Source organism: Streptomyces sp. NBC_00984 (assembly GCF_045162475.1).
Classification (GTDB): domain Bacteria; phylum Actinomycetota; class Actinomycetes; order Streptomycetales; family Streptomycetaceae; genus Streptomyces.
In genome coordinates this window covers 6,089,551-6,112,873 of sequence record NZ_CP108734.1, presented here as the reverse complement: position 1 = coordinate 6,112,873, position 23,323 = coordinate 6,089,551, and the positions used below count along the sequence as shown (strand labels likewise).

At 69.7% G+C, this 23,323-nt stretch carries 16 protein-coding genes; 3 read left to right on the top strand and 13 right to left on the bottom strand.

From position 1 onward, the window contains the following. Nucleotides 1–277: 277 nt before the first annotated feature. Nucleotides 278–2,317 (top strand): glycosyltransferase family 2 protein, encoded by a 2,040-nt coding sequence (locus OG520_RS27290; protein WP_406014963.1) that lies wholly within the window; start codon nucleotides 278–280, stop codon nucleotides 2,315–2,317. Nucleotides 2,318–2,404: 87 nt separating this feature from the next. Then, nucleotides 2,405–3,004, top strand: a complete 600-nt coding sequence (gene rfbC / locus OG520_RS27285) for a dTDP-4-dehydrorhamnose 3,5-epimerase (protein WP_385324528.1) — start codon at nucleotides 2,405–2,407, stop codon at nucleotides 3,002–3,004. Between the two features lie 67 nt (nucleotides 3,005–3,071). Here rfbC and OG520_RS27280 read toward each other — a convergent pair whose 3' ends face one another. From OG520_RS27280 to OG520_RS27220, 13 genes are all read right to left on the bottom strand, one after another. Next, nucleotides 3,072–3,866 carry a class I SAM-dependent methyltransferase gene (locus OG520_RS27280; protein WP_406014962.1) on the bottom strand — a complete coding sequence of 265 codons (795 nt, stop codon included), beginning with the start codon at nucleotides 3,864–3,866 and terminating at the stop codon, nucleotides 3,072–3,074. Nucleotides 3,867–4,022: 156 nt separating this feature from the next. Further along, nucleotides 4,023–4,907 (bottom strand): dTDP-4-dehydrorhamnose reductase, encoded by an 885-nt coding sequence (gene rfbD, locus OG520_RS27275; protein ID WP_399326639.1) that lies wholly within the window; start codon nucleotides 4,905–4,907, stop codon nucleotides 4,023–4,025. Continuing rightward, complete coding sequence (gene rfbB, locus OG520_RS27270; RefSeq protein WP_406014961.1) at nucleotides 4,904–5,890, bottom strand: dTDP-glucose 4,6-dehydratase; 987 nt, start codon at nucleotides 5,888–5,890, stop codon at nucleotides 4,904–4,906. Before rfbB ends, rfbD begins: the two co-directional genes overlap by 4 nt. Further along, the gene (locus tag OG520_RS27265; RefSeq protein WP_072483610.1) at nucleotides 5,887–6,957 is read right to left on the bottom strand and encodes a glucose-1-phosphate thymidylyltransferase; all 1,071 of its coding nucleotides are present in this window, start codon (nucleotides 6,955–6,957) and stop codon (nucleotides 5,887–5,889) included. Before OG520_RS27265 ends, rfbB begins: the two co-directional genes overlap by 4 nt. Before the next feature lie 137 nt (nucleotides 6,958–7,094). Next, the gene (locus OG520_RS27260) at nucleotides 7,095–8,321 is read right to left on the bottom strand and encodes a glycosyltransferase family 2 protein (RefSeq protein ID WP_406014960.1); all 1,227 of its coding nucleotides are present in this window, start codon (nucleotides 8,319–8,321) and stop codon (nucleotides 7,095–7,097) included. A 141-nt stretch (nucleotides 8,322–8,462) separates the two neighbouring features. Further along, a complete protein-coding gene (locus tag OG520_RS27255) occupies nucleotides 8,463–10,508 on the bottom strand; it encodes a hypothetical protein (RefSeq protein WP_406014959.1) in 2,046 nt (681 codons plus the stop codon). Between the two features lie 132 nt (nucleotides 10,509–10,640). Then, nucleotides 10,641–12,140: an SDR family NAD(P)-dependent oxidoreductase gene (locus OG520_RS27250; protein ID WP_399326644.1), complete on the bottom strand. Its 1,500-nt coding sequence runs from the start codon at nucleotides 12,138–12,140 to the stop codon at nucleotides 10,641–10,643. Between the two features lie 276 nt (nucleotides 12,141–12,416). Further along, nucleotides 12,417–13,853 carry a GTPase ObgE gene (gene obgE / locus OG520_RS27245; RefSeq protein ID WP_266419301.1) on the bottom strand — a complete coding sequence of 479 codons (1,437 nt, stop codon included), beginning with the start codon at nucleotides 13,851–13,853 and terminating at the stop codon, nucleotides 12,417–12,419. A gap of 178 nt (nucleotides 13,854–14,031) precedes the next feature. Beyond that, nucleotides 14,032–14,289 (bottom strand): 50S ribosomal protein L27, encoded by a 258-nt coding sequence (gene rpmA / locus OG520_RS27240; protein WP_018103204.1) that lies wholly within the window; start codon nucleotides 14,287–14,289, stop codon nucleotides 14,032–14,034. A gap of 14 nt (nucleotides 14,290–14,303) precedes the next feature. Next, nucleotides 14,304–14,624 carry a 50S ribosomal protein L21 gene (rplU, locus tag OG520_RS27235; RefSeq protein ID WP_030921216.1) on the bottom strand — a complete coding sequence of 107 codons (321 nt, stop codon included), beginning with the start codon at nucleotides 14,622–14,624 and terminating at the stop codon, nucleotides 14,304–14,306. 398 nt (nucleotides 14,625–15,022) lie between these two features. Beyond that, nucleotides 15,023–19,054, bottom strand: a complete 4,032-nt coding sequence (locus OG520_RS27230; protein WP_406014958.1) for a ribonuclease E/G — start codon at nucleotides 19,052–19,054, stop codon at nucleotides 15,023–15,025. Nucleotides 19,055–19,285: 231 nt separating this feature from the next. Next, nucleotides 19,286–20,068, bottom strand: coding sequence for a TIGR03936 family radical SAM-associated protein (locus tag OG520_RS27225; protein WP_399326650.1), 783 nt, complete (start codon nucleotides 20,066–20,068; stop codon nucleotides 19,286–19,288). A gap of 122 nt (nucleotides 20,069–20,190) precedes the next feature. After that, nucleotides 20,191–21,381, bottom strand: a complete 1,191-nt coding sequence (locus OG520_RS27220; protein ID WP_406014957.1) for a hypothetical protein — start codon at nucleotides 21,379–21,381, stop codon at nucleotides 20,191–20,193. Nucleotides 21,382–21,583: 202 nt separating this feature from the next. On the opposite strand from OG520_RS27220, the gene OG520_RS27215 reads away from it, so the two are divergent. Then, nucleotides 21,584–23,158, top strand: a complete 1,575-nt coding sequence (locus tag OG520_RS27215; protein WP_406016576.1) for a recombinase family protein — start codon at nucleotides 21,584–21,586, stop codon at nucleotides 23,156–23,158. Nucleotides 23,159–23,323: the final 165 nt, after the last annotated feature.

Sequence of the window (23,323 nt, the reverse complement as noted above, 5' to 3'; positions counted from 1 at the left end):
GGCACCCCGGAACAGTGCTGCTCCGCGTCTCCACCGCGCCGGGTTTTTCGTCCGCGCGACCGCACGCGCATACCGAATGGCTATCGGCTCCTAGGGCAGAATCGGCGCACTGTCGGCAGAATCACGCTGCGCCGGAGCAGGCAACCATCGGGGCATCCCGATCATCTAACAGCCGATAGGGTGCACGGCGGGTGGCTTCCTATGCCCATTTTCAGCACCGCAGGCCCCGCATCCGCCGCCGGCCAGAGGGACTTCTAGCAGACATGGGACAGCAGCAATGCCAGTCAAAGTAAGTGTCGTCATTCCTGTATACAACCCGGGCAAGTACATCGACCCCTGCATCGACTCGCTGCTGCGGCAGACCCTCCCCGCAGGGGAATTCGAAGTTCTCTTCGTCAACGATGGCTCGACGGACGACACTCGTGAGCGGCTCGAGAAGCTGGCCGGGGAACACCCGCATTTCCGTGTCATCACCATCCCGAATTCCGGCTGGCCCGGGAAGCCCCGCAACATCGGTGTGGACGAGGCGAAGGGCGAGTACGTCCAGTTCGTCGACCAGGACGACTACCTCGCCTCCGGCGCCCTGCAGCGGCTGTACGCCATGGGCCACCGCAACGGTTCGGACATCGTCATCGGCAAGGTGGCGAGCAACTTCCGCGGCGTCCCGCACGGTGTGTTCAAGAAGAACCGCGAGAAGTGCACCCTGCAGGACGCGCCCCTGTACGACAGCCTCACGCCGCACAAGATGTTCCGTACGGAGTTCCTCCGCGAGAACGGCATCGCCTACCCCGAGGGCAAGCGCCGGCTCGAGGACCAGCTCTACATGATGCAGGCGTACTTCCCCGCCAAGGTCGTCTCGATCCTCGGCAACTACACCTGCTACTACTACTCGCGGCGGGACGACGGCCAGAACGCCGGATCGGCGAAGATCGTCCCGTCCGGCTACTACGGCAACCTCCGTGAGGTCCTCGACGTCGTCGTGGACAACACCGAGCCCGGCGAGTTCCGGGACATGCTGCTGCGCCGCTTCTACCGCGTCGAGATGCTCGGCCGGCTCAGCGAGCCCGCCGTCCTCAAGTACGACCCCGCGTACCTGGACGAGATGTGCGACGCCGTCCAGGGCCTGGCCACGGACTTCATGGACGACGGGGTGCACGACGGACTCGGCCCGGTGCTCCGGCTGCGCTCCACGCTGCTGCGCAACGACGACCGCCAGGGCCTCGTCCGGATCTCCCGCTTCGCCGCGTCGGTCAAGGCGGCAGCCCGTCTGGAGAAGTTCGACTGGCGGCCGGACGGCAGGATCGACCTCACCATCAGCGGCCGCCTCGTCCACGGCGAGGACCAGACCCCGCTGACGCTGCTGCGCCGCGACGGGCGCTACTTCCTTCACCCCGACCTCACCGAGGGTCTGCTGCCGGACGGCGAGCTCCTGGACGTCACCGACGACATGTCCGGATTCTCCGCCGAGCTGTCGCTGCGCAACCGCGAGACCGCCGTGGAGTGGTCCTGCCCCGCGAGCTTCACCGCCCGGATCGAGGAGCTCGGCGACGACGTCTGCGAGGTCGTCCTGCACGGCACCGGCCAGATCGGCTCGGAGGCGGTCAAGGGCCGCGGCCGGGTGTCGCGCGGCTTCTGGGACGTCTGGGTGCCGCTGCGCGGTCTCGGTCTGGTCCGCAAGGCCCGGCTCGGCGCCGACCGCGCCCCGGAGGTGGACGCCGCCTGCCTGCCCGCCTCGCTGGGTTCGCCGGCCCGTGCCGTCATCCCGTACTTCACCGACCCGCACGGCAACATCACCCTCGATGTGGCCCGCCGCGCCAAGCGGCTGGCCGAATACCTCGAAGGGCGTCCGGTCCGGCGCTCCCCCGGCGGGCGTACCGAACTGCGGCTCGATCTGTTCACCACGTCCGCCACCGTGCCCTCCGCGACCACGCTGGTCCTGAGCCCGGCGGACGGCTCGGACGGGCCGTCCCACCAGCTCCGCACCACCCTGCGCCCCACCGACGGCCGGGCCCACCTCACCGTGCCCGACCGCGCGCCGGGCGTCGCACCCGGCACCTGGAAGCTCGCGGTCCGGCTGGACGGCGACAAGAACCCCCCGTTCCACCTCTGCGACGTCACTGTCGGCAAGGGCGGCCGGATCACCGTCCCCCAGGGCCTGCCCGCGATCGACGCCGAGATCATGCGGGGGATCGTCGGCAGGCGCAGGAAGGCGAAGCTCCGCCGCGCACTGCGCACCGTCGGCGGCCCCATCGTGCGCAGGCTCCCCGCCAAGAGCCGCAAGCGGGCGCGTCGGCTCGCCGCCCGGTTCACCGGCTGACCCGCGCCCCGTACCTCCGTACGCTTCCCACCAGCACACACCGGCCGAGTGCATCGGCCACGAGCAACAGAACAAGGACGTGATCGCATGCGGCAGCTCTCCATCGCAGGGGCCTGGGTGCATGAGCCCAAGGTCTTCCCGGACAGCCGCGGCAGCTTCCACGAGTGGTTCAAGGCGTCGGAGCTCAGCGAGGCCGTCGGGCACACGCTGCGGCTGGCGCAGGCCAACTTCTCCATTTCCAGCCGGGGAACGCTGCGCGGCGTGCACTTCGCCGACGTGCCGCCGAGCCAGGCGAAGTACGTCAAGTGCGTGCGCGGCGCGGTGCTCGACGTCATCGTGGACATCCGGGTCGGCTCCCCCACGTACAAGCAGTGGGAAGCCGTCCGGCTCGACGACGTCGACCACCACTCCGTCTACCTCGCCGAGGGCCTCGGCCACGCCTTCATGGCGCTGACGGACGACGCCTCGGTCGCCTATCTGTGCTCCGAGGGCTACGCGCCCGGCCGCGAGCACGGCATCAACCCGCTCGACCCCGAGCTGGGCATCGAGTGGCCGCAGGGGATCACCCCGCTGCTGTCCGACAAGGACGCCGCGGCGCCTTCGCTGGCCGAGGCCGAGGAGCAGGGCCTGCTGCCCACGTACGAGGCGTGCCAGGAGTACTACGCGCAGCTGCGCGCCCGCGGCTGAGCCACCGGTACGCCGAAGCCCCCGTGGTCCGTACGGATCACGGGGGCTTCGCGTCGTCCGGGTGGGGTCAGCCCGTCACTGCCTCGATGCGCGAGCGCAGCGGCGCGAACGCGGAGCGCGGGCGGCGCAGGTTGCGGGCGCGGGCCAGGGCCGACCAGAAGTCGGCGCGGAGCAGCGTCTCGGGCCGGACGGCGTTCTTGCGGACCAGTACCTCCTGGGGCACGTCCTGCGGATCGGGTACGACGAACTCCTCGATGATCTTGTCGTACGCGTTCTTCAGGACGTCGCTCTCCGGGTTGGCGCCGAACACGGCGACCACGCCGGTCGGTTCCGTGTCCACCTCGACGACCACCAGGTCGGGGCGGTAGCGGCGCAGCACCTGCACCACCTTGTACACATCACCGGTCCAGTACTTGGTGTGCCGGTCGCGGGCCGCCTCGTCGACGTCGCGCGGCAGCATGTCGTCCAGCACGATCACGCTCGACCAGCGGGCGTGCTTCTCCACGTTCATGAAGTCGCGCAGGGCGTACTCGAAGAGGTGCATGCCGTCGATGAAGGCGAGCTCCAGCTTCGGGTCGCCGCCGAGAACGTTGAGCGGATCGCGGCGGGCGAGGGCGCGGAACGGGTTGCGGCCGTTGCGCAGGTGCAGCAGAGGGTCCTTGCGGGCGAAGAAGTCGTCGCTCGTCGCCTTGACCAGATGGACGTCACAGCTGATGTCCGTCACGACCCGGAAGGCGGGGTCGACGGCGACGGAAGGGACCCGTGAGAGGGCCAGGCTTCTGCCGTCGTTGACCCCGATCTCCAGATAGTTCCGGGGACGGTAGACGCGGTGCAGATGACGCAGGAAGTCGTGGCGGTTCACGTGGAGCAGCCCTTCGCAGGAAACCAACTGGTCTGGTTCCCGGCGAAGTTACCTCATGACCGCACTGTGATGTAAGCGTTCTCCCCTATGTAAACCTTCGTCGTCAACATCTTTGAAATTCGACGAGATTTGACCGTCTGTACGATCAATTGATGATCATGGCCGCTCTGCTGCTAGAAGCGCCGGAAATGATTCCTCCAACGCCGCCCGCCAGTCCCGGACCGGTTCGATCCCGGCCGCGGCCCAGCGGTCGTGGCCCAGCACGCTGAACGCGGGCCGGGGAGCCGGCCGTACGAAGGCCTCGCTGGTCGTGGGACGGACACGCTCCGGGTCGGTGCCGAGGAGCCGGAAGATCTCCCGGGTGAAGCCGAACCAGGTCGTCTCGCCGCCGCTGGTGCCGTGGTAGACGCCGGCCGGCGCGGTGCCCGCGAGGGCGGCCTGCCCGAGCCGGACCAGCCGGTCGGCCAGATCGACGGTCCAGGTGGGCTGACCGCGCTGGTCGTCCACCACGTCGAGGGTGTCCTTGACGCCCTCCAGCCTGATCATCGTACGGACGAAGTTGCCGCCGCCCGCGCCGTACAGCCAGGCGGTGCGGACCACGTAACCGGTCTCCGGCAGAGTGCTCAGCACGGCCTGCTCGCCGGCCAGCTTGGTGCGGCCGTAGGCGCTGCGCGGTCCGGTCGGGTCGTCCTCGGCGTACGGCTTCTCACCGTCACCGGCGAAGACGTAGTCGGTGGAGACCTGGAGGAGCACGGCACCGTGTTCGCGGCAGGCCTCGGCGAGGACCGCGGGGCCCGTGCCGTTGACCCGCAGCGCGGCGTCCTCCTGGGACTCGGCGTCGTCGACCGCGGTCCAGGCGGCGCAGTTCACCACCACGGCGGGGCGGTGCCTCTCGAAGGCCGCCCGCACCGACGCGGGGTCGGCGATGTCCACGGCCGCCCGGTCCGCGGCAACCGCGGTGACGTCCTCACCGGCGAGCCGGGCCAGGACGTCCTGGCCCAGCATCCCGGCGGCTCCGGTGACCAGCCAGACGGCGCTCACAGCGCGGCCCGGTCCTTCAGCGGCTCCCACCAGGCGCGATTGTCGCGGTACCACTGCACGGTCTCGGCGAGGCCGGTGCGGAAGTCCTTGCGGGCCTCGTAGCCGAGCTCCTCGCGGATCTTGGTGCAGTCGACCGAGTAGCGGCGGTCGTGGCCCTTGCGGTCCTCGACGTACGTGACGCTGGTGTCCCAGTCGGCGCCGCAGGCGTCCAGCAGCAGGCCGGTGAGCTCCTTGTTGGAGAGCTCGGTGCCGCCGCCGATGTTGTAGACCTCGCCGGCCCGGCCCTTGGTGCGGACCAGCTCGATGCCCTGGACGTGGTCGTCGATGTGCAGCCAGTCGCGGACGTTGGCCCCGTCGCCGTAGAGCGGGACCGTCTTGCCGTCCAGCAGGTTGGTGACGAAGAGCGGGATGACCTTCTCGGGGAAGTGGTGGTGCCCGTAGTTGTTGGAGCAGCGGGTCACCCGCACGTCGAGGCCGTGGGTGCGGTGGTACGAGAGCGCGATCAGGTCGCTGGACGCCTTGGCCGCGGAGTACGGCGAGTTGGGCGCGAGCGGGTCGGTCTCGGGCCAGGAGCCCTCGTCGATCGAGCCGTAGACCTCGTCGGTGGAGATGTGCACGAAAGTCTTGATGCCCGCCAGGTGCGCGGCGTGGATCAGGGTGTGGGTGCCCACGACGTTGGTCCGGACGAACTCGGCGCCGCCGTCGATGGAACGGTCCACGTGGGACTCGGCGGCGAAGTGCACCACCTGGTCATGCTCGGCCATCAGCTTGGCGACCAGCTCCGGATCGCAGATGTCACCCTGCACGAACCGGAAACCGGGGTGGTGGCGCACCTCGTCGAGGTTGGCCGGGTTGCCCGCGTAGGTGAGCTTGTCGAGCACGGTGACGGCGATGTCGCCGGGGCCCTCGGGGCCGAGCACCGTACGGACGTAGTGCGAGCCGATGAAGCCGGCACCGCCGGTCACCAGGATGTTGGTGGTCATGAAGAGATCTGCACCTTGCTGTGGTCGCCGAGTACGAGTCGGTGGGCGGACGGGGATCGGGGCGCGGGGGTCACTTCGACGTCACGGCCGATGAGCGACGCCTCGACGCGGCGGACACCGGCGATGGAGGCGCCCCGCAGAACGATGGAGTACTCGATCTCGCTGTCCTCGATGCGGACGTCCTCCGAGACCGAGGTGAACGGGCCCACGTACGCGCCGCTGATCACCGAACGGGCACCGATGATCACAGGCCCGACGATGCGGCTGCCGCTGACCTTGGCACCCGCCTCGATCCGCACCCGGCCGATGATCTCGCTGTCCTCGTCGACCTCGGCGTCCTCGTGGAACGGCTCGACGGCCTCCAGGACGGTCCGGTTGACCTCCAGCATGTCGGTGACGTTGCCGGTGTCCTTCCAGTAACCGTGGATCGTGGTGGAGCGCACGTCGCGCTTCTGGTCGATCAGCCACTGGATGGCGTGCGTGATCTCCAGCTCGCCGCGCCAGGACGGCTCGATCGAGCGGACGGCCTCGTGGATGGCGGGGGTGAAGAGGTAGACGCCGACGAGCGCCAGATCGCTCTTGGGCTCCTTCGGCTTCTCCTCCAGCGCCGCCACCCGGCCGTCGGCGTCGAGCTCCGCGACACCGAAGGAGGTCGGGTTGGGCACCTGCGTCAGCAGGATCTGCGCGTCGGGCTTGTCCGCGCGGAACTCCTCCACCAGACCGGTGATCCCACCGACGATGAAGTTGTCCCCGAGGTACATGACGAAGTCGTCGTCCCCCAGGAAGTCGCGCGCGATCAGCACCGCGTGGGCGAGGCCGAGCGGCTCGTCCTGCGGGATGTACGTGACCTCGATGCCGAGCGCGGAACCGTCGCCGACCGCCTCGCGGATCTCGGGCGCGGTGTCGCCCACGATGATGCCGACCTCGGTGATGCCCGCTTCCGCGATGGCTTCCAGCCCGTAGAACAGCACGGGCTTGTTCGCCACCGGCACCAGTTGCTTGGCCGAGGTGTGTGTGATGGGACGCAGGCGGGTGCCGGCCCCTCCGGATAGTACGAGAGCCTTCACGTGACCAGTCCCCATGGTGAGCTGTCGGTCCTGTCGCGGGCGCGACGTCCGAACGATTTTACTGAGCTTCTCTTCGTGATCTTCGGTGAATCCGTCGTGCGGGCGCACTCGGCGGCCGTCCGACGGTCGAGCGGCCGTCATGCCACGCTCAGCCGCTCCTTCCATCGCCTCAAGTCGCGGCGCATCCTGCGGGCCACCCGCCTGGACAGCGAGGCCCGGCGGGCGGCGGCCTTCGGCTGTTCGATGCGCTTGCCGTCGTGCCAGTCCGGAACGGTGACCTCGTAGTTGGATTCGGCCAGACCGGCCGACCTGTCGCGGAAGTGCGGGTACGCGAGGTAGAGCGTGTCACCGTTGCGCGAGCGGACCACGTCCGGGACCGTCTTCGCCCGGATGTACCGCACCACCTCGATGAGCAGATCCATTCTGCCCCCTGCCACACAGGCGAGACGCAGCCGCTCCGGCACCTTGATCAGCCGGGCCACGCCGTCGTGCCAGTACGTTTCCGTCAGCGGAGCCGCGAGTTCCATCTTGCGCCGCCGGACTTCCTCGGAATCCTTCAGCACGACGGGACCGAACTGCTGGAGCATCCCGACCGTGAAGGGCCGGACCATCAGGAAATCCCGTTTCGGACCCGCGGGCTCGATCCGGTGAATGAGCGCCATCATGGCTCGCATCGAGTCGAAGCGCCATTCATAGGTGCCGCTCTTCGTGACGTGCTTCCCGTCGTCACGCCCCACCAGGTAATAGCAGACGTAATTGGAGATCACCGAGACCCCGGCACCGCGCAGATATGCCTCCATCGTGAAGAGGGCGTCCTCACCGGTTCTGAGATTCTCGTCGAACCTCAGGGAGAGACGCTCCAGGAGTTCACGCCGGAAGAGCTTCTGTGCGCTCAGGGTGTAAATGACCTTGGAGTTGTAGACGTCGACGCGTTCCTTGGTGGCCCGCCACATCGACTGCGGCGCCCCTCTGTTCACGCCGACCACCTTGCCGAGCACCACATCGGTGCCCGCCCGGTCGGCCATGGCCACCATCCGCTCCAGGGCCTCGTCGCCGAAGTAGTCGTCCGCGTCCAGGAAGAACACATAGCGGCCGCGGGCCAGACCGATGCCCACATTACGCGGACCGCTGGGACCGCCGGAGTTCTTCTGCCTGACCACTCTGGTCGGAACCTTCGACCTCGCAGCGAATTCCTCCAGATACTCACCGGTGCCGTCGGTGGAACCGTCGTCGACTGCGACGATTTCGATCCGATCTGCACCGATGGTCTGCGCCTCCACCGATTCGAGACAGCGTATGAGATAGGGCATCGCCTCATATGCACCGACAACCACAGTCACGTCAGGAATTTGCGTCTCGTTCACACAAACAGAAGACAGTCGGCCCGGTCCGTTGGTTGTCTGACGCCACACGACCGAATGGTGACACTCATCACAAAGGCCCGGCACAACCCTTTGGAGGGGTATGCCGGGCCTTCCCGATCAGGTAATGCCGATGGTCGACTTTCAGCCGCCCACGGGCTCGCCCAGGCTCGTCGCCACTCCGGCGTTCCGCGCGTCGGACTTGGCCGCGAGTTCCGTCACGGCCGTGTCGAACTGCACGATCGAGGTGGGCTCGTCCGGGCCGAGGAGGTACTGCTTGAGCTCGCTCCTGGCATCCGCCAGGGTGTCCGCGGCCGGATTCGTCACCGCGGCGAGCAGGGCGTCCAGCTCGGCCGCCGAGTTGGACAGGATCACCGCGGCGCGCACCGCGGTGTTCTGCCGGCGGAACTCGTCCTCGCCCAGTTCGGCCGAGTCCGTGACCGCGTACGGCTTGCCGCTCGCGATGAAGTCGGACACCACGCTGGAGATGTCCGAGACCATGGCGTCCGACTCGTTGAAGCAGTCGTACAGCCGCATCTGGGCGCCGGTGATGACCCGGTGCTCCCACCAGCCCTGCGCACGCCAGGACGCCGCGTTCCACTCGTCCTTGAGCTTCGCCGTCTCGGCCTCGCGCGCCGGATCGGCCAGCGAGTCCCGGGACAGTTCCGCCTCGTCCCGCGCGGTGCGCCCGCCACCGGCCAGCTCGGCCAGCCGTGCCTCGATACGGGCCAGCTCGGCCCGCGCCTCGGCCTGCTCGCCCTGCAGCGCGGCCGACTGCTCCGCCCAGCGGGGGTCGGTGGCGCGCTCGGCGGCGGCCTGCTCGATCATCGCGGTGATGCGCAGGTGCACCGCCTTGGCCTTGGCGCTGCGGGTGCCGGTGAAGGGGTGCGGCTTGTACAGCAGCCGGACCGGCTGCTCGGCCTTCAGCAGCCGCCTGACGATGTTCTCGCCGGCCAGCAGCAGGGAGGTGTTGCCCGGGTTGTCGTCCCAGCCCTCCCAGGTGGGGGCGTACAGCACGGTCGGGATCGGGTTCTTCCCCGTGCCGGACCACGACTGGATGGCGGCCAGCTGCGGGCGGCCCACCTCCACGATGTCCTCGTCGCGCACGCCGACGTCGGCCAGCGCGTAACGGTCGCGGCCGGCCCGGCCCGCGGTCCACACCTCGTCGTAGACCTTGCTGTACGGGTTGACGCTGGCGATCTTGTCGCTGTCGCCGTGGCCGATGAAGACATGCTTCATCGTCGGCACCCGGAGCAGGTGGATGTTCTTGCCGACGTTGGCCGCGTAGAGCGCGACCCGTACCGACGAGAGGTCCAGGTTCATCAGGTGCACGCCGCCGGGCACGCAGAGCACCGGCACCGAGGTCGTGGCAAGCTGCGGCACGATGTTGCGCTCACGCAGCAGGATCATCGGCCGCCCGCCGAGCTGGGCCATCGTCTCCAGCCACATGTTGGCCTGGTAGGCGGAGTCCTTGGAGCCGGAGAAGTACAGCATCACGGTCGGCCGGTACTCGGCGAGCCAGTCGCCCACCGCGTTGAGGACCTTGGTCTCCGGCGGCACGAGCCGGCTCGGCCGGACGTACGGCAGCAGCGCCGTCAGGTAGCAGACCGCGAGCACGAGCGTCAGGCCGAGGCCGGCGTACGCGATGGCCTCCTTGCCGGTCTCGATCGCGACCAGCACGCCCACCATCGCGAAGACGTCCAGGTGCAGCATCTTCTCCGCGGGCCGGCTCATCAGGCGCTGCGGCGGGGCATCGGCGATCCGCACCGCCGCCAGGTCGATGTTGCGGGTGACCACCGGAAGCTTGCGGCGCAGCCGGATCAGGGTGACCATCGCGCTCTGCGGCGCCTGGAGTCCGTAGAACGCCAGCAGACAGGCGACCGTGACGTAGAAGAGCGTCTCCTCGCCGTATCCCATGCGGGACAGCAGCAGGATGAGCAGCAGTTGCCGGACCAGGAAGCGGATCGAAAGCCCCGCCCGGACGGCGGCGAGCCGGTTGATCAGATAGCTGCCGCAGTGGTGCAGATACCGGTCCGCGAGATAGGTGACCGCGGTGGCCGCGGCGAAGAACCAGAGATTGGGGATTATTGCCGCGAGCATTATGCACGGGAACCCCAGAGCCACCAGGAGCGCGGCGGCCAGCTCCGAACCGCTGCCCACCCGAGCCAAGCGCATGGCTTTCGAAATCACGAAGTACCGCTCCCGAGGGTGCCGACTTTTTACCTTACGAGGGGAATGTGAAGACAGAGCTTCACGAATTCGGACCCCTGCAGTTCGCACATGGCGACTGCAGGGGTCCGAATAGTCGATTGTCAAGCAGTATTACACATCGGCCTGTCGGTCCAGGACAGCGGCAAGCGCCTGCTCGAAGCCGGACGCCTCGGAGGCGCCACGCGTCGGGTCCTGCTGGCGTACGTCGATGACATGGCCGGTCATCTCGGAGAGCAGGACGTCGAGCGAGGTCCTGGCGACCGCCTCGGAGGAGAGCAGCGTGCCCGCGGGCTCGTCGCCGAACGCCTTGGTGCGCATCGGGGTGGCGGTGCGCTCGGGGTTCACGCAGTTCACCCGCACGCCGTCGGCCGCCCACTCGTCCGAGAGCGCCTGGGTGAGGTTCACCATGGCGGCCTTGGTCGACGAGTAGAGGCTGTACTCCGCGCGGCCCCGGGTGTAGCTGCTGGAGGTGTAGAGCAGCAGCTGGCCCTTGGTCTCGGCGAGGTACTTGTACGAGGCGCGGGCGATCTGCACGGGTGCCAGGTAGTTGACGTTGAGCGCTTCCTGGATGGTCGCGCTGTCCGTCTCGGCCAGCTTGCCGATGCGGAGCACTCCCGCGGTGTTGATCACGTAGTCGACGCGGCCGGTGTCGGCGTACGCCTTGGTGAGCGCCTCGTCGATGTGCTCCGGGTTCTCCACGTGCGTACCGGTGGTGGAGCGGCCCAGGGCGTAGACGGTGGCGCCGTAGGACTCGGCGAGCGTCGCGATGTCCGCGCCGATGCCGTACGAGCCGCCGAAGACGACGAGGGTCTTGCCGGTGAGCAGTTCGCGGTAGGCGGCGTCGTCGGTCGGCTGCGGGACGGCCGTGGAGGCCAGCTGGAAGAGCTTGTCCGCGATGAAGACGTCGACCGGCTGGGTGACCTTCATGTTGTACTCGTCGCCCGCCACGACGTAGATCGGTACGTCGGGGAGGTACTTCAGCACGACCGAGCAGTCGTCGGTCGCCTGGAAGTTCGGGTCGCCCGCGGCGACCTCGTACGCCCGGCGGATCGTGGAGAGCTTGAAGGCCTGCGGCGTCTGACCGCGGCGCAGCCGGGAGCGGTCGGGCACATCGGTGATGAACTCGCCGTCGCCGCCGTGGGTGCGGGTCACGATGATCGTGTCCGCGGACGGGATGGCGACGTCGACCGCCTGGTAGCGGCCCAGCGCGTCGACGCAGTCCTTGATGACGCGCTGCGAGAGCAGCGGGCGCACGGCGTCGTGGAAGAGGACGTTGCGGTCCTCGCCCTCGGCCAGGCCCTCGCCGAGCGCCGCGATGGCGCGCTCGGTGGTCTCGTTGCGCGTGGAGCCGCCCTCGATCACCTTGGTGACCTTGGTGAGCCCGGCCTTGGCGACGATCTTCTCCACGTCGGGCACGTAGCCCGGAGCCATCAGCACGATGACGTCGTCGATGGAGTCGGCCTGCTGGAAGATCGACAGCGTGTGCTCGATGACAGCCTTGCCTGCGATCTTCAGCAGCTGCTTGGGAATGGACAGACCCACGCGCTGGCCGGTACCGCCGGCGAGCACGACTGCTGTGGTTCGGGCTTTGGCTATGTGCTGAGCAGACACAGACGACCTACCTTGCGAGGGCTGGGAGATACAGCGATGGTTGCACTCTCCGTTACCGTCTCGCAAGGTGGACGTCGGCCACCGCATGCCGTATCGAAACCTTTTGTTGCCTTGCGATCAGGGCGAATACCGGAATTGCCGCTTCCCTGCCAGGTGACCGACGCCACACGGGTGAGCGGCATGAATCACCCTTGAGCGGGTTCGGTTCCCCCGGACGAATGACGCGGAGAGCGTGCACGGCCGCCGGAAGAGGCTCCTCCGGCGGCCGTTGCCCGTCTAGAACGGGTTGAAATCGTCGAACTCGCGCTGCGCCTCGTCGCGTTCCGACTCGCGGTCGCGGCGGCGCTGCGCCGCCGGACGCGGTGCTTCGAGCCGGTGGTCCTCGCCACGACGGCCGAGCATCTCCGCGCCCGCCGCCAGGGTCGGCTCCCAGTCGAAGACGACCGCGTTGTCCTCGGCGCCGATGGCGACGCCGTCGCCCGCACGGGCGCCGGCCTTCACCAGTGCGTCCTCGACACCGAGACGGTTGAGCCGGTCGGCCAGGTAGCCGACGGCCTCGTCGTTGTTGAAGTCGGTCTGCCGGACCCAGCGCTCCGGCTTCTCGCCGCGCACCCGGTAGATGCCGTCCTCCTCCAGCGTGACGGTGAAGCCCGCGTCGTCGACGGCCTTCGGGCGGATGACGATCCTGGTCGCCACCTCCACCGGCTTGGCCGCACGGGCCTCGGCGATGATGCCCGCGAGCGCGAAGGAGAGCTCCTTCAGACCGGTATGGGCGACGGCGGACACCTCGAAGACGCGGTAGCCGCGCTCCTCCAGGTCCGGGCGGATCATGTCGGCGAGGTCCTGGCCGTCCGGGATGTCGACCTTGTTGAGGACGACGATGCGGGGCCGGTCCTCCAGGCCCCCGTACTGCTTCAGCTCCTCCTCGATCATGTCGAGGTCGGAGACCGGGTCGCGGTCGGATTCCAGCGTCGCGGTGTCCAGCACGTGCACCAGTACCGAGCAGCGCTCCACGTGCCGCAGGAACTCCAGGCCGAGGCCGCGGCCCTGGCTGGCGCCCGGGATCAGACCGGGGACGTCGGCGACGGTGTAGACGGTGCTGCCCGCGGTGACCACGCCGAGGTTCGGGACGAGGGTCGTGAACGGGTAATCGGCGATCTTCGGCTTGGCCGCCGACAGAACGGAGATCAGCGAGGACTTGCCGGCGCTCGGGTAGCCGACCAGCGCGACATCGGCGACGGTCTTGAGCTCCAGGACGATGTCCCGGGCCTCGCCGGGCTCGCCGAGCAGCGCGAAGCCGGGGGCCTTGCGCCGGGCGGAGGCCAGCGCGGCGTTGCCGAGGCCGCCCCGGCCGCCCTGTCCGGCGACGAACGTGGTGCCCTGGCCGATCAGGTCGGCGAGCACATTGCCGTTCCCGTCGAGCACGACCGTGCCGTCGGGCACCGGCAGGACCAGGTCCTGGCCGTCCTTGCCGGAACGGTTGTCGCCCGCGCCGGGCTGGCCGTTGGTGGCCTTGCGGTGGGGGTGGTGGTGGTAGTCGAGGAGCGTGGTGATCGCCTGGTCGACGACCAGGGTCACATCGCCGCCGCGGCCGCCGTTGCCGCCGTCCGGACCGCCGAGCGGCTTGAACTTCTCACGGTGTACGGAGGCACAGCCGTGGCCCCCGTTACCCGCGGCGACATGCAGCTCGACGCGGTCCACGAAGGTGGTCATGGTTGAAACCTCCAGTTACATACATGCAGAAATATCTCACTCGCGCTGTCCCTCCGGCTCGTGCCGTACCGCTGGGAGACAGCCGTCTCTCATGGGAGAAACACGCGAAAGGCGGACCCTCTTCCCGTACGGGAAGTGAGGTCCGCCTCCGCAGAAACCGCTCGACGAGCGCCGAAAATCAGCCGGCGATCGGAACGATGTTCACGACCTTGCGGCCACGGTGCGTGCCGAACTCGACCGCACCGGCGGCGAGTGCGAACAGCGTGTCGTCGCCGCCACGGCCGACGCCCGTGCCCGGGTGGAAGTGCGTGCCGCGCTGGCGGACCAGAATCTCACCGGCGTTGACGGCCTGACCGCCGAAGCGCTTCACGCCGAGCCGCTGAGCATTGGAATCGCGCCCGTTCCGGGTGGACGATGCGCCCTTCTTGTGTGCCATGTCTCCTCAGTCCCTTACTTCGCAGCCGCGGGGATACCGGTGACCTTGATCGCCGTGTACTGCTGACGGTGACCCTGGCGACGGCGGTAGCCGGTCTTGTTCTTGTAGCGAAGGATGTCGATCTTCGCGCCCTTGTGGTGGTCCACGACCTCGGCCTGGACCTTGATCCCGGCCAGCACCCACGGGTCGCTGGTCACGGCGTCGCCGTCGACCACGAGCAGGGTCGAGAGCTCGACCGTGTCGCCAACCTGGGCAGTGGAAATCTTGTCAACCTCAACGATGTCACCGACAGCAACCTTGTGCTGGCGGCCACCGCTGCGCACGATGGCGTACACGCGGATCTCTCTCTCGCTCGGAACGAAGCCCCTGATGCCAGCCGCTCACACGGGCCGGGGCCCGACGTGATCCGAATGGGCGAGCGGCCTCTCACCTGTGAAGGGAGGGGGTTGCTCAGGGACAGGCGCATGGAAACACGCCGAAGGGCAAGATTACGGGCCGCCGTCCGGAGGGTCAAACCGGGCCCTGTGTCCTTCCCCGTCGCTCCCCCGTTCATTCCTGCGTTCATTCCTGCGTTCATTCCTGCGTTCATTCCTGCCGACGTGGCCGACGGGTCCGCGGCGGGCCGGAACGGCCGGTGGGCCACACCCCTGTCGGAGTGTGGCCCACCGGCCTTCGTGCTGCGCCGTACGGCCGCGGAGGAGGACTCCGTGACCGCAGGGGGCCGCCCTGTCGTCTACGCCTCGGTGTCGGCCGAGACGGCGGGCTTCGATGACTGCTTTGCGGCGACCGTCTTCTTCGTCGCCGCCTTCTTGGCCGTCGTCTTCTTCGCGGCGGTCTTCTTGGCAGCCGTCTTCTTGGTGGCCGCCTTCTTCGCGGTGGCCTTCTTGGCGGTCTTGCGGGCCGCCTTCTTGACCGGGGCCTCCGCCTCGGCGGACTCGGCCGCCTCGGCGTCGGGCTTCGGCTCGGCCGAGCCGGTCACCACGACGACCTCCGCACCGTCCGCACCGGCGGGCGAGCCCGCGGGGGCGGTGACCTTGCGGGTCACCCGGCGGCGCGCACGCGGCGGGGCGGCCTCGGCGGCCGGCTCCTCGGGTGCGGCCTCGGGCTGCACGGCCTCGGCGACGGGCTCCGGCTGCTCGGCCGGCTCGGCGGCCTGCACCGGGGCGACCTGCTCGGCCGGGGCCGGCGAGCCCGCCGGGGCGGTCGCCTTCCGGGTCGCCCGACGGCGCGTACGGCCCTGGGGCGCCTCGGCCGCGGGGGCCTCCTCGATCACCGGGGCCGGTGCCTCGGCGGCCGGCTCCGGCTCCACGACCGGCTCGGGCTCCGCGACCACGACCGGCTCCGGCTCGACTGCCGGGGCGGCAGCGGCAGCGGCCTTCGGGGCGCCGGCCGGGGCCGTCGCCTTACGGGTCGCGCGGCGTCGGCCGCGACCGCGCGTGGCGGCCGCCTCGGCCTCGGCCGGGCTGCTGTACAGCTCCTCGTCCGGGACGAACTCCGGCTCGGGCAGCGCCACGGGGGCGGCCACCTCGGCAGCCACCTCGGCCTCGGTCTCGACCTCTGCCACGGCCTCGGTCTCGGCCACGTGCTCGTGGTCCGCGCCGCCCCGGCCGCGCTTCTTGGAACGCTTGCCGCCGCCACCGACCGAGGTCGGCTGCTCCATGTGCACGATCACGCCGCGCCCGTTGCAGTGGACACACGTCTCGGAGAAGGACTCCAGCAGACCCTGGCCCACCCGCTTGCGGGTCATCTGGACCAGGCCCAGCGACGTGACCTCGGCGACCTGGTGCTTCGTACGGTCGCGTCCCAGGCACTCCAGCAGGCGCCGCAGCACCAGGTCCCGGTTGGACTCCAGCACCATGTCGATGAAGTCGACGACGACGATGCCACCGAGGTCGCGCAGCCGCAGCTGGCGCACGATCTCCTCGGCCGCCTCCAGGTTGTTCTTGGTGACGGTCTCCTCGAGGTTGCCGCCCTGACCGGTGAACTTGCCGGTGTTGACGTCGACGACGACCATCGCCTCGGTCTTGTCGATCACCAGCGAGCCGCCGCTCGGCAGATAGACCTTCCGGTCCAGCGCCTTCATCAGCTGCTCGTCGATCCGGTACGTCGCGAAGATGTCGACCTCGGAGGTCCACCGCGACAGGCGGTCCGTCAGATCGGGCGCCACCTGCGAGACGTAGCCGTGGATGGTCTCCCACGCGTCGTCGCCGCTGACGATGACCTTGGAGAAGTCCTCGTTGAAGATGTCGCGGACGACCCGGACGGTCATGTCCGGCTCGCCGTAGAGCAGGGTCGGCGCGTTGGAGCTGCCGGTGCTCTTCGACTTCTTCTGGATGTCCTCCCACTGCTGCTGCAGCCGCTCGACGTCGCGGCGCAGCTCGTCCTCGCTCGCGCCCTCCGCGGCGGTACGGACGATGACGCCCGCGTCCTCGGGGACGATCTTCTTGAGGATGGTCTTCAGCCGGGCCCGCTCGGTGTCGGGCAGCTTGCGGCTGATGCCGGTCATCGAGCCCTCGGGCACGTAGACCAGGTAGCGGCCGGGCAGCGAGACCTGGCTGGTCAGGCGGGCGCCCTTGTGGCCGATCGGGTCCTTGGTCACCTGGACGAGGACGGACTGGCCGGACTTGAGCGCGGTCTCGATCCGGCGCGGCCCGTGGGCCATGCCGAGCGCCTCGAAGTTCACCTCACCGGCGTAGAGCACGGCGTTGCGGCCCTTGCCGATGTCGACGAAGGCGGCCTCCATGGACGGCAGTACGTTCTGCACCTTGCCCAGGTAGACGTTGCCGACGTAGCTGGTGGCCTGCTCCTTGTTGACGTAGTGCTCGACGAGCACGTTGTCCTCGAGAACGCCGATCTGGGTGCGCTCGCCGTTCTGGCGGACGACCATGACCCGCTCCACGGCCTCGCGGCGGGCCAGGAACTCGGCCTCGGTGATGATCGGGACGCGACGGCGACCCTGCTCACGGCCCTCGCGGCGGCGCTGCTTCTTGGCCTCCATACGGGTCGAGCCCTTGATGGACTGGACCTCGTCGAAGCCGGTGCCGGGCTCGCGCTCGGCTTCCTTCCGGCGGGGCTCGCGGACCTTGACGACCGTACGCTCCGGGTCGTCCGTGCCGTTGTCGGCGTCGGCGGAGACGTCCCCGCTGCGACGACGACGGCGGCGCCGACGACGGCTGCTGCTCGATCCGGAGGCGGACGCCTCGTGCTCCTCGTCCTCCTCCTCGGACTCCGGAGCGCGCTCCTGCTCGTCCTCGGTGTGGTCGGCGGCGGCCTCGTCGCCGTGCTGCTCCGCGGCCTCGTCACCCTCGTTGGCCTCGCCACGACGGCGGCGACGGCCTCCGCGACGGCGACGGCGCGAGGGCCGGTCCCCGTACTCGTCCGTCTCGTCGCCCTCGTGCTCGGCGTCGCCCTCGTGCTCCGGCTCGTACTCCTCCTCGGCCTGCTCCTCCACCGCGGGAGCGGCGGGGGCGGCGGCCTGCTCGGGCTCGGCGGCCTCACCGCGACGGCGGCGACGGCGGCGCGAACCGCCCTGCGGCACGGCTTCGGCGGCCGGGGCCTCGACGACGGCCGTCGGCTCCTCGACCGTCTCGGCCGCCTCTTCCTCGGCCTCGACCTCGGCCTCGACCTCGTCGTAACGCGACGCCGCAGCAGCCGCGGCCGCGGTCTCCGGGGTCTGGAACATCGGCTCGGCGAAGACCGGCGCCTGGAACACGGCCACAGCGGGACGCTCGGCGCGGCGGCTCTTGCGTACGGGCTCCTCGGCCTTGCCGGTGAACTCCGGCCGGCCTGCGGCGGCCGTGGCCCGGCGGCGCTGACGGCCGCGCGGTGCGGCGTCCTCGACCTCGGCGGGCTCGGCGGCGGGCTCCTCGGCAGCGGCCTCGGGCCGGCTCTCGCCGGTGTCCTCGGTGCCTTCGGCGGCCTTCGGCGCACCGGCGGCAGCGGTCGCCTTGCGGACCGCACGACGACGGCCGCGCGGGGCCTCGACGGCCTCGGCGGGCTCGGTGACCTCCTCCTCCGCGGCCACGACGGTTTCGGCGGTCGCGGCAGGCGCTTCGGCGGCCTGCGGCGCACCGGCCGGGGCAGATGCCCGGCGCCGGGTGCGACCACGGGGCGCGGCGGGCTCGGGCTCGGCGGCCTCGGCGGCCGGCTCGGGCTCGGCCACGGCCACGGCCGGTGCCTCCTCGACGATCTCCACGGCTTCGGCGGCCTTCGGCGCACCCGCCGGAGCGGTCGCCTTGCGGACCGCACGACGACGCGGACGCGCGGGCGCCGCCTCCGCCGGGACCTCGGCCACGGGCTCGGCCTCCACGACAGGCTCAGCGGCCTCGGTCACCTCGGCGGCCTGCGGCGCACCCGCCGGGGCCGTCGCCTTGCGGACCGCACGACGACGCGGACGCGCGGGCGCCGCCTCCGCCGGGACCTCGGCCACGGGCTCGGCCTCCACGACAGGCTCAGCGGCCTCGATCACCTCGGCGGCCTGCGGCGCACCCGTCGGAGCGGTCGCCTTGCGGACCGCACGACGACGCGTACGGGCGGGCGGCGCGGCCTCTGCCGACGCGGCGTCGGCGTTGCTGTCGGACACTGCGGCGTCAACGGCCGGTATGGCCGGCGCGGCAGGTTCTGCGGCTGCGCCCTGCGCCTCCGCGACCGGCGGACCGGCCGGGCGGGACGCGGCGCGGCGCCTGCGGCGCGGCGGCAGCTTGTCGCCGGGTGCGTTGTTCTCTTCGGCGTTCCCGGTCGTGCCGGGTTCGTTGGACTGGGGCATGCGGGCGGTTCTCCCGTCAGGCTCCCGGGCGCCGCGCCTGGTTCCGGTCCGGCACGGTCCGCGTGATGTACGCGGCTCCGCCGTCCGGGGCGCGGGCGCCGCACGGGAGCTCAATGTCTGGCTCGCCGGTTCCGTACGCGAGGTGCGTACGGCCTGGCGAAAGTCTTATGGGTCATCGCGCGGCCCGAACCGGATGGCTCCCGAGTCCAAGGCTGCGCTGCAACGACCGCCTTACGCGGAACCTGCACCTTCCGGCGCCGTCGCGACGGCGGTCCCGGTGGCCGTGGGTGGAGCGGCCGGGGCTGCCTCGCGGTCGGGCGCGAGCGGGTCGGTCACCGTGCCGGACTCCTCGTCGAAGAGCCCCTGCGCCAGCCTGGTCACCGCTGCGGGGACCGGCGGCGCCAGGTCGGCCACAACGCGGAGACCGGACAGGACGTCGTCAGGTCGCACGGCAGGTGTCACGTGCCGAACAACCAGCCGCAGTATCGCACAGGGCCTGTCCTCGGGCCTATCAGCCTGTGGATCAAGGGCCTGCAGGTCGACCACGGCGGCGCGGGCGTCGAAGGTGCGCATGCCGTTCTTCGCGCGGCGCTGGACCTCGACGGTCTCCGCCTTGTTGAAGGCGGCCACGGCCTCGGCCGCGTCCGCCACGGCGACACCGTCGAGGCGCAGCTCCCAGACGGAGGCGGTCAGCCGGTCGGCGAGACCCGAGGTACGGGCCTCCACGGCATCGGTGATGTCGAGGCCGTCCGGGAGCGAGTCGTTGAGCAGATCCCGCAGGACGGCCGGATCGCGGGCCTCGGTGAGGGCGATCTCCAGGAATTCGGCCTCGCTGCCCGTGCCGGTCGGGGCGGCGTTGGCGTACGACACCTTCGGGTGCGGGGTGAAGCCGGCCGAGTACGCCATGGGCACCTCGGAGCGGCGCAGTGCCCGCTCGAAGGCGCGCTGGAAGTCACGGTGACTGGTGAACCGGAGGCGGCCGCGCTTGGTGTAGCGCAGTCGGATGCGCTGCACTGCCGGTGCGGGCGGCGGGCCTTCGGGCTGTCGCTTGCCCAGTGGTTCTTCTCCTCGGTGCGGGGCGGACGCGGTGGCGCACCGCCCTCGAAATGCGGGTGGCCCGGGGTGTCCGGTCCGGCTCACCCCCGCTCGGCGTTCTTCTCTCCGAGCGAGGAGATCTCTGGTTCGGGCGCCACGCTGGGCACAGTCGTTGTACTACCCAGAGTACGCGCAAGGGGCCCCTTCAGTTCCCTGGGCTCGGGCACCCGCGGCCCGCCGACCAGGGCCCGCCATGCGTCGCGGCGTGCCTGGCGCACGGTCTCGCGCGCCGAGCGCAGCGCCGACCGGGCCGCGCGACCGCCCTCGGCGGCGGCGCGCCTGGCCGGGGCCCAGACCTGGTCGCGCACGAAATGCCCCACCGGTGTGCAGACCGTGCGGTAGACCCAGGTCACCGGCGCCCCGACCAGATGCCATGCCAGCCAGGCGACGGCCCGGCCGACGGCCCGCGAGATGTACCCCGCGACGCGCCAGGCGACGCCGAAGGCGGCGGCGACCTCCCGGCCGACCGGGGCCAGGACCTGCCGGTACAGCCAGCGGAGCGGTGCGACCAGCAGGGTCGTGACCAGCCACCCCGCCGCCGTCCACAGACCGGTCGCGACGGCCGCGATCCCGCGCGCCAGCAGGTCGAGCAGCCAGGTGATGCCATGGCCGAGCGGGGTGAGCGCTTCCCGGTACACCCAGCCCAGCGGCCGTACGACCAGGTGCTCGGCCAGCCAGACGGCAGCGAGCGCGAGGGGCACCAGGACGTACCGCCACAGGCCGGTCACCGGCCGGACGAGCAGAGCGGTGAGAACCCAGCCGACGGCCGTACGGACCCCGCGCCCGGCAGGTGCGAGCAACGCCCGGTACACCCACCGCAGTCCGTGCCCGAGCGGAGTGAGCACCGACTCGTACAGCCACACCACCGGCACCACCAGCCCGTACCGCACCCCCGGCACCAGCACATACCGCCAGAGCGCGACCCACGGCCACACGAACACCGCCGCGGCCAGCCACCGCAGCCCGTGCCCGAGCGGAGTGAGCACCGACTCGTACAACCAACCGGCGGGGATCACCACCAGCGTCGCGAACAGCCAGGACAGGGCCCGGCCCAGCGGGCGCAGCAGCGTCCGGTCGACGGCGCGACCCGTCACCACCAGGGCGTCCCAGACCATCCGTACGGGCAGCACGACGACCAGCACCACGATCCGTACCGGGATCCGGATCAACGTGGTCAGACAGCCCTCGCCGGCTTCGTACCGCGCGGGGGCCTGGTGCTTGCCGTAGTCCATGCCGTACAGGACGCGAGGACCCGGTCCGGGGTTTCCCGCACCGGGCCTTCGTCACCTGGCCGTCACCTGGCGGGACGGTCGCGGGCGGCTACTTGACGACCGACAGCGGCAGCAACTTCTTGCCGGTGGTGCCGATCTGGATGCTGGTGTCCATCTGCGGGTAGATGGACACACGGCTAAATCCATCGCTACTCTCCGAGCCATGAATACGTACGACATCGAAGCCGAGTGGACCGCTGCGGACCTGGCTCTGCTCAAGGAGCTGAAGAAGGCGGAGGCTCTGCTTCCTGCGGACGCCCCGCGCGCTCTGCTCTCCATCCGCCTGTCAGTACTTACGGAGGACACCACCTCGCCGGTGCGGCAGGAACTCGACCTTCGCCTACTGGCCAGGGACAAGGGGTATCGAGTCGTCGGCGTCGCCTCTGACCTCAACGTCTCGGCAACGAAGGTTCCACCGTGGAAGCGTAAGGAACTCGGCGAGTGGCTGAACAACCGATCTCCCGAGTTCGATGCTCTGCTCTTCTGGAAGCTCGACAGATTCATCCGTCGCATGTCGGATCTCTCCACCATGATCGAGTGGTGCCAGCGGTACGGAAAGAACCTGGCATCGAAGAACGACTCGATCGACCTTGAATCCACTGTCGGTCGGATGATGGTCACGCTCATCGGGGGTATCGCCGAGATCGAGGCAGCGAACACATCGACCCGCGTCGCGTCGCTGTGGGACTACACCCGGACTCAGGATGCATGGTTCGTCGGCAAGCCTGCGTACGGCTACGTCACGACCAAGGCGAACGGAAGGCCGTCCCTGGCCGTCGAGCCGGACGCACACAAGGCGCTGCACTGGGCTCGCCGCATGGCACTTCGGGGCGTGTCTGCCCGGCGCATGGCTCTGTGCCTCATCCGCTCCGGGCTCATGTCCAGAGGACTCACCACGTCGACTCTCCTCCGGCGTCTTCGTAACCCGGCGCTCATGGGATACCGGGTGGAGGAGAACAAGAACAAGGGTGTGCGCCGCTCCAAGCTGATCCTCGGACACGATGGCAAGCCGATCAGGGTGGCCGAACCGATCTTCACCGAGGACGAATACAACGAACTCCAAGAAGCCATCGACCGGCGCGGCAAGAACCAGCCCCAGCGTCAGACGCACGGCGCGACGCAGTTCCTCGGTGTCCTGGTCTGCGCCGACTGCACGTCCAACATGACGGTGCACGTCACGTCGAACAAGTTCGGCCAGTACCGCTACCTCCGGTGCCAGAAGTGCAAGAGCGGGGGGCTCGGCGCACCGGACCCACAGGGTGTGTACGACGTGCTGGTGGGCGACGTACTGCGGGTGCTTGGCGACTTCCCCGTGCAAGTACGCGAGTACGCCCAGGGCGCTGAGGCTCGCGCCGAAGTGAAGCGGCTCGAAGAGGCCATCGCCTACTACATGAAGGGACTTGAGCCGGGAGGCCGCTACACGAAGACGCGGTTCACTCAGGAGCAGGCAGAGAAGACTTTCGACAAGCTCTCGGAGGAACTGAGCGCGATCGATCCCGAGACCACGCAGGACAGATGGACCCTGATCCACAACGGCAAGACGTTCCGTGAAGCATGGGAGTCCGGAGGCATGGAGGTCATGGCCGAGGACCTCCGCCGCGTCGGCATTACATGCGAGGTGACGCGCACCAAGGTCAAGGGCGTGCGTGCACCCTCCGTGCATCTGCGTCTCAAGATTCCCCGTGACGTACGCGAACGGCTCGTCATCAAGAGCGACGACTTTGCAGCGGAGCTCTGACAGCAAGGACAGGGAGGGGCTCGGCTTGACAGCCGAGCGACCCGCCACGTAGGAATACCTCCCCGCTCTTTGACGGAGCGGGGACCGTAGCTCCCACCGTTCAGCGGTGGTAGAGCTGGCCACTCCGCGAGAGGCCGCGATCCCGAGGGGCTCGCAGGGACGTCG